Origin of the sequence: Mesorhizobium sp. M2A.F.Ca.ET.042.01.1.1 (assembly GCF_003997405.1) — a bacterium.
Classification (GTDB): Bacteria; Pseudomonadota; Alphaproteobacteria; order Rhizobiales; family Rhizobiaceae; genus Mesorhizobium.
The window spans coordinates 1-6,032 of sequence record NZ_RZRX01000312.1 but is presented as its reverse complement, the minus strand read 5'-3'; the positions used below and the strand labels follow the sequence as shown (position 1 = coordinate 6,032).

At 65.3% G+C, this 6,032-nt stretch carries 4 protein-coding genes and 1 pseudogene; 4 read left to right on the top strand and 1 reads right to left on the bottom strand.

Annotated features, from left to right (window positions below):
• On the top strand, positions 1 to 1,389 hold a 1,389-nt coding region (locus EOA23_RS30305), incomplete at its 5' end, for a tetratricopeptide repeat protein (protein ID WP_127306830.1).
• Positions 1,390 to 1,411: 22 nt separating this feature from the next.
• Here the strand turns inward: EOA23_RS30305 and EOA23_RS30300 are convergent.
• The gene (locus EOA23_RS30300; RefSeq protein ID WP_127306829.1) at positions 1,412 to 2,158 is read right to left on the bottom strand and encodes a cytochrome c biogenesis CcdA family protein; all 747 of its coding nucleotides are present in this window, start codon (positions 2,156 to 2,158) and stop codon (positions 1,412 to 1,414) included.
• A gap of 166 nt (positions 2,159 to 2,324) precedes the next feature.
• Here EOA23_RS30300 and EOA23_RS30295 point away from each other — a divergent pair, with 166 nt between their 5' ends.
• From EOA23_RS30295 to EOA23_RS30285, 3 genes and pseudogenes are all read left to right on the top strand, one after another.
• Positions 2,325 to 2,702: a hypothetical protein gene (locus EOA23_RS30295; RefSeq protein ID WP_127306828.1), complete on the top strand. Its 378-nt coding sequence runs from the start codon at positions 2,325 to 2,327 to the stop codon at positions 2,700 to 2,702.
• A gap of 278 nt (positions 2,703 to 2,980) precedes the next feature.
• Positions 2,981 to 5,548, top strand: a complete 2,568-nt coding sequence (gene topA, locus EOA23_RS30290) for a type I DNA topoisomerase (RefSeq protein WP_127306827.1) — start codon at positions 2,981 to 2,983, stop codon at positions 5,546 to 5,548.
• Between the two features lie 6 nt (positions 5,549 to 5,554).
• Positions 5,555 to 6,032: pseudogene (locus EOA23_RS30285) on the top strand (ribonuclease R); the annotation flags it as partial.

Here is a 6,032-nt window from a genome sequence, read left to right as displayed (position 1 = left end):
GGCGTCAATATCGCCGCCCGCCTCGAAAGCGTCGCCGATCCAGGCACCGTGGTCGTCTCGGGTACCGCCTACGACCACCTTCAGGGCAAGCTCGACTGCGGCTTCACGCCGCTTGGCGACCTGCGCCTCAAGAACATCGAGCGGCCCGTGCGCGCTTACCGCGTCGAGGCCGACGCCAGCGCTGCACCGCCTCCCCTGCCCGAGAAACCCTCGATCGCGGTTCTGCCCTTCACCAACATGAGCGGCGACCCCGACCAGGAATACTTCGCCGACGGGCTGGTGGAAGACATCATCACGGGATTGAGCCGGGTGGACTCCTTCTTCGTGATCGCCCGAAACTCGTCCTTCACCTACAAGGGCCGGGCGGTGGACCTGCGCCAGGTCGGGCGCGAGCTGGGCGTCCGCTACGTGCTTGAAGGCAGCATCCGCCGAGCAGGTTCGCGGGTTCGCATCAGTGGGCAGTTGGTGGACGCGATCAGCGGGCACCATGTCTGGGCCGACCGCTTCGAGGGCGATATGTGCGACATCTTCGACCTGCAGGACCAGGTGACCGAGAGCGTCGTCGGCGCTGTCGAGCCGAGCATCCGGCTGGAGGAAATCAAGCAGGCGCGCATGAAGCCGACCGACTACATGAGCGCCTACGACCTTTACCTTCGCGCGCTGCCGCGCTTCTACAGCATGACCCGCGAAGGCTTTGCCGACGTGCGTCGGCTCACCAACGAGGCGCTCAGCATTGACCCTGGCTTTAACTTGGCGAAGGCACTCGGCGCCTATATCCGCAGCATCTCCGTGAGCCAGTGCTGGCACGAGCCCGACGATACCAGAGTCGCCACGCGCATGGCGCGCGAGGTACTGGCGGAAGCGCGCGACGACCCCACGAGCCTGCGCTTCGCCGCGCAGGTGATTGCCTACAGCGCGAAGGACTACGAGATGGCGCTGGCCACTATCGAACGATCCCTGCGGCTCAATCCCAATTCGGCGCAGGGCCATACGAGCTGCGGCTGGGTCAACGCACATTCCGGCCGCCCGCTCGTCGCGATCGAGCATTTTCATAGGGCAATGCGGCTGAGCCCGGTCGATCCCGAGAAGGGCATCGCGCTCTCGGGCATCGGCATGAGCTACCTGATGCTCGAGCGCTACGAGGAAGCGCTCGCATGGGGTGAACGCGCGCTGCACGAGATGCCGAACTACGGCTCCTCGCACCGGGTGGTGATCATGGCGCTGGTCAAACTCAATCGGTTGGATGAGGCGCGGGCGGCGGCGCAGCGGCTGATGGAGGCGTTCCCGACGTACACGCTCACCCTGCAAAGACAGATCAACCCATGGCAGGACAAGGTGTTCGGCGAGCGTTACGTCGAGGCCTTGGGCGTCGCCGGCGTGCCGGAGTGATCGTCGCGCATAAAATGGCAGCCTACCCCAGTCGCCCCAGCACCGGGAAGTTCTCCAGCAGCCAGTACGACACGCTCTGCACGCCGCCCGTGAGGAAAAACACGCCGGCAACGACCAGCAGCGCGCCGATGCCCTTCTCGACGCGGCCGAGATGGACGCGGAATTTGCCGAGGAAGCGCATGAAGGCGCCGGAAAACAGCGCCGCGATCAGAAACGGAATGCCGAGCCCGAGCGAATAGGCGGCGAGCAGCAGCGCGCCCTCGCCCACCGTCTCGCGCCCGCCGGCCAAAGTCAGGATCGGCCCCAGCACCGGCCCGATGCAGGGCGTCCAGCCGAAGGCGAAGGCGAGCCCCATGACATAAGCGGCGACCATGTTTGCGGGCTTGCCCTGCGACTGGAAGCGCGCCTCGCGCGACAACAGCGGAATGCGCAATATGCCCAGAAAGTTCAGGCCCATGATGATGATGAGCGCGCCAGCCGCCATCGCCAGCGGCTCCTGCCAGACCCGCAGCAGCCTGCCGATGGTCGAGGCGCCGGCGCCGAGCGCGACGAACACCGTGGAGAAGCCGAGCACGAAAGCAAGCGAGGCATAGAGCAGCGCGCCGCGCGTGCCTTCCCGCGCCGTCACGCTATGATTGCCGCGGAAATCCTCGACCGAAACGCCGGCCATGTAACAGAGATAGGGCGGCACCAGCGGCAGCACGCAAGGCGACAGGAACGAGATCGCCCCCGCGCCGACCGCGCTGACATAGCCGATGTCCAGTGCCATCCCATGAGTCCCAGTTGTGCTGGCGTCGATATAGCGATGCGGGCGTGCGCTTGCCAATCACCATTGTGTGGCACGTCGCCGCTTCGCCAAAGGAAGAAACGGGCTCCACAACGCGTTGACCGAACGAGCGCGCGACTGCCGCGCGCTTGTTTCAGGGAGACTTATGATGAAAGCGATCGCACTCGGGTTTGCCGCCCTTCTGCTCGGCACCGCCGCGTCCCAGGCCGCCGAGGCCTGGAAGGAAGCCGAAGTGGGCGGCGCCAAGATCTACACCGACGCCAAGGGCATGACGCTCTACACTTTCGACAAGGACGAGAAGGGCAAGTCCAACTGCTATGACAAATGCGCCGCCAACTGGCCGCCGCTGAAAGCCAAGGCGAGCGCGAAGACCGAAGGCGAATGGTCTGTCGTCAAGCGCACCGACGGCACCCACATGTGGGCCTATGACGGCAAGCCGGTCTACACCTTCGTCAAGGACAAGAAGGCCGGCGACATGAACGGCGAAGGCGTCGCCGGAGCCTGGCACGTCGTCAAGGCAGATTGAGCTCGCCTCATTGGGCGATCTGGCTGCCGGGTTCCTTGATCCGGCAGCCAGTCATCTTTCCGCCGGTCGTCGCCGGTTCGGGGCGCGCACGCCTCCATCGCCAAAAAAGTGATCTTTGCCATACACTCTAAGAGTGTATCGTCGGCAGCCGCTTCCCAAATTGGCCGCTTCCCCTTGACCGATTGCAAAAGCACGGCCATGTGAGCGACGAAAAGAGTGGGATTTCGTCGTGCGTCGCGGAGTTCTTCCGCCACCTCACAGCTGATTAAAGAGACCTCATGGACGTCGTCGTCGTCGAATCGCCGGCCAAGGCGAAGACAATCAACAAATATCTGGGCAAGAACTATAAGGTTCTGGCCTCGTTCGGCCATGTCCGCGATCTGCCGGCCAAGGACGGCTCGGTGCGCCCGGACGAGGACTTTGCCATGTCCTGGTCGGTCGACACCGCGTCCGGCAAGCGCCTCGCCGACATCGCCAAGGCGGTCAAGGACGCTGACGGCCTGATCCTCGCCACTGACCCGGATCGCGAGGGCGAGGCGATTTCATGGCATGTGCTGGAAGTCCTGAAGCAGAAACGCGCGCTGAAGGACAAGCCGGTCAGCCGCGTCGTCTTCAACGCCATCACCAAGGCCTCGGTGCTCGATGCGATGGCCAATCCGCGCCAGATCGACGCGCCGCTGGTCGACGCCTACCTCGCCCGCAGGGCGCTCGACTATCTCGTCGGCTTCACGCTGTCGCCGGTGCTATGGCGCAAGCTGCCGGGCGCCCGTTCCGCCGGCCGCGTGCAGTCGGTGGCGCTTCGCCTGGTCTGCGACCGGGAATCCGAGATCGAGCGCTTCATCCGCGAGGAATACTGGCAGATCGCCGCCATCCTCAACACGCCGCGCAACGATAGCTTCGAGGCGCGGCTCACTGCCTTTGCCGGCAAGAAGCTGCAAAAACTCGACATCGCCAACAAGGCGCAGGCCGATGACATCAAGGCGATGCTGGAAGGCGCGACCTTCAAGGCATTGTCGGTCGAGGCCAAGCCGACAAAACGCAATCCCGGCCCGCCCTTCACCACCTCGACGCTGCAGCAGGCCGCCTCCTCCGGGCTGGGCTTCTCGGCGACGCGCACCATGCAGGTGGCGCAAAAGCTCTACGAAGGCATGGATATCGGCGGCGAGACCGCCGGCCTCATCACCTATATGCGAACCGACGGCGTGCAGATGGCGCCCGAAGCGATCGAGGCCGCCCGCAACGCCATCGTCAGCGAATTCGGCGCGAAATACCTGCCGGAGAAGCCGCGTTTCTACACCACCAAGGCCAAGAACGCCCAAGAAGCCCACGAGGCGATCCGCCCGACCGATTTCCGCCGCACGCCGGCTTCCGTTCGGCAATATCTCGACGCCGACCAGGCCCGCCTCTACGAGCTGATCTGGAAGCGCGCCATCGCCAGCCAGATGCAGCCGGCCGAGATCGAGCGCACCACGGTCGAGATCGAGGCGGTCAACGGCGCCCGCACCGCCGAACTGCGCGCGGTCGGCTCGGTCATCCGCTTCGACGGCTTCATCGCCGCCTATACCGACCAGAAGGACGAGGACGCGGAAGACGAGGAGAGCCGCCGCCTGCCAGAGATCCGCTCCGGCGAGCAGCTTGCCCGCCAGGCGATCAACGCCACCCAGCACACGACCGAACCGCCGCCGCGCTATTCCGAGGCGTCGCTGATCAAGAAGCTGGAGGAGCTCGGCATCGGCCGGCCATCGACCTACACGGCGATCCTGAAGACGCTCGAGGACCGCGACTACGTCACCATCGACCGCCGCAAGCTGGTGCCGCAGGCCAAGGGCCGGCTGCTCTCGGCCTTCCTCGAGAGCTTCTTCGAGCGTTACGTCGAATATGACTTCACCGCATCGCTCGAGGAGAAGCTCGACGAGATTTCCGACGGCAAGCTCGCCTGGAAGGACGTTCTGCGCGACTTCTGGAAGGATTTCTCCGGCGCCGTCGACGACATCAAGGAATTGCGCGTCACCGACGTGCTCGATGCGCTCAACGAAGAGCTCGCGCCGCTGGTTTTCCCGGAGCGCGAGGACGGCTCCAACCCGCGCATCTGCCCGAAATGCGGCACCGGGAACCTGTCGCTGAAGCTCGGCAAGTTCGGCGCCTTCGTCGGCTGCCCGAACTATCCGGAATGCTCCTACACCCGCCAGCTCGGCGACGCCGCCAATCCCAATGGCGAGAACGGCAATGGCGAGGACGGCGTCAGGCTGCTCGGCAAGGATCCTTACACGGCCGAGGAAATCACGCTGCGCAGCGGCCGCTTCGGTCCCTATATCCAGCGCGGCGAAGGCAAGGAGGCCAAGCGCTCCAGCCTGCCCAAGGGCTGGACGCCGGAGTCGATCGACCACGAAAAGGCGCTGGCGCTGCTGGCCCTGCCGCGCGATGTGGGAAAACACCCCGAGACCGGCAAGATGATCTCGGCCGGCCTCGGCCGCTACGGCCCGTTCGTGCTGCATGACGGCACCTACGCCAATCTGGAGAGCATCGAGGACGTGTTCTCGATCGGCCTGAACCGCGCCGTCTCGGTGATCGCCGAGAAGCAGCAGAAGGGCAAGGGCGGCCGCAACGGCGCCACGCCGGCAGCGCTGAAAGAGCTTGGCGACCATCCCGACGGCGGCGGCAAGATCACGGTACGCGACGGCCGCTACGGGCCCTATGTCAATTACGGCAAGGTCAATGCGACGCTGCCCAAGGGCAAGGACCCGCAATCTGTGACGATGGAAGAAGCGCTCGCCCTGATCGCCGAAAAGGAAGCCAAGGGCGGAGGCGGCAAAAAGCCCTTCCGCAGGGCGGCAAAGAAAGGGTAGCAGGACGTGGCGCGCAGGATCTCCGGAAGAAGCCACGGCGATCCGCGCCACGCCGACACGAGGGCCAAGGTCAAGGACGACTATCGGCCCTCGCGCGACGAGATCCTGCGCTACATCGCCGAAAATCCCGACCGCTCCGGCAAGCGCGAGATCGCCAAAGCCTTTGCGCTGCGCGGCGAGGATCGCGTCTGGCTGAAAGACATGCTGCGCGACCTCCAGGATGAGGGTCTGCTCAACAAGGAGCGCAAGCGCCTGACCCGCGCCGGCGCGGTGCCTCATGTCGCCGTGCTCGATATTTTCGGCCGCGACGAAGACGGCGTGCTCCTGGCCAATCCGAGCGAATTTACCGGCGCCGGTTCTCCGCCCGTCATCGCCATCCGCATATCGCGCGGCGCCAGCGGCCCGGCGCCCGGCATCGGCGACCGCGTGCTTGCCAAAACCTTCCCGACCGACGATCCGTCGGGCCCTGCCTATACCGGCCGGG

What these genes read in the sequence shown, in the direction of transcription:
- topA (WP_127306827.1), top strand. Translation starts at nt 2,981, where the DNA reads ATGGACGTCGTCGTCGTCGAATCGCCGGCCAAGGCGAAGACAATCAAC.
- EOA23_RS30300 (WP_127306829.1), bottom strand. Translation starts at nt 2,158, where the DNA reads ATGGCACTGGACATCGGCTATGTCAGCGCGGTCGGCGCGGGGGCGATC.
- EOA23_RS30295 (WP_127306828.1), top strand. Translation starts at nt 2,325, where the DNA reads ATGAAAGCGATCGCACTCGGGTTTGCCGCCCTTCTGCTCGGCACCGCC.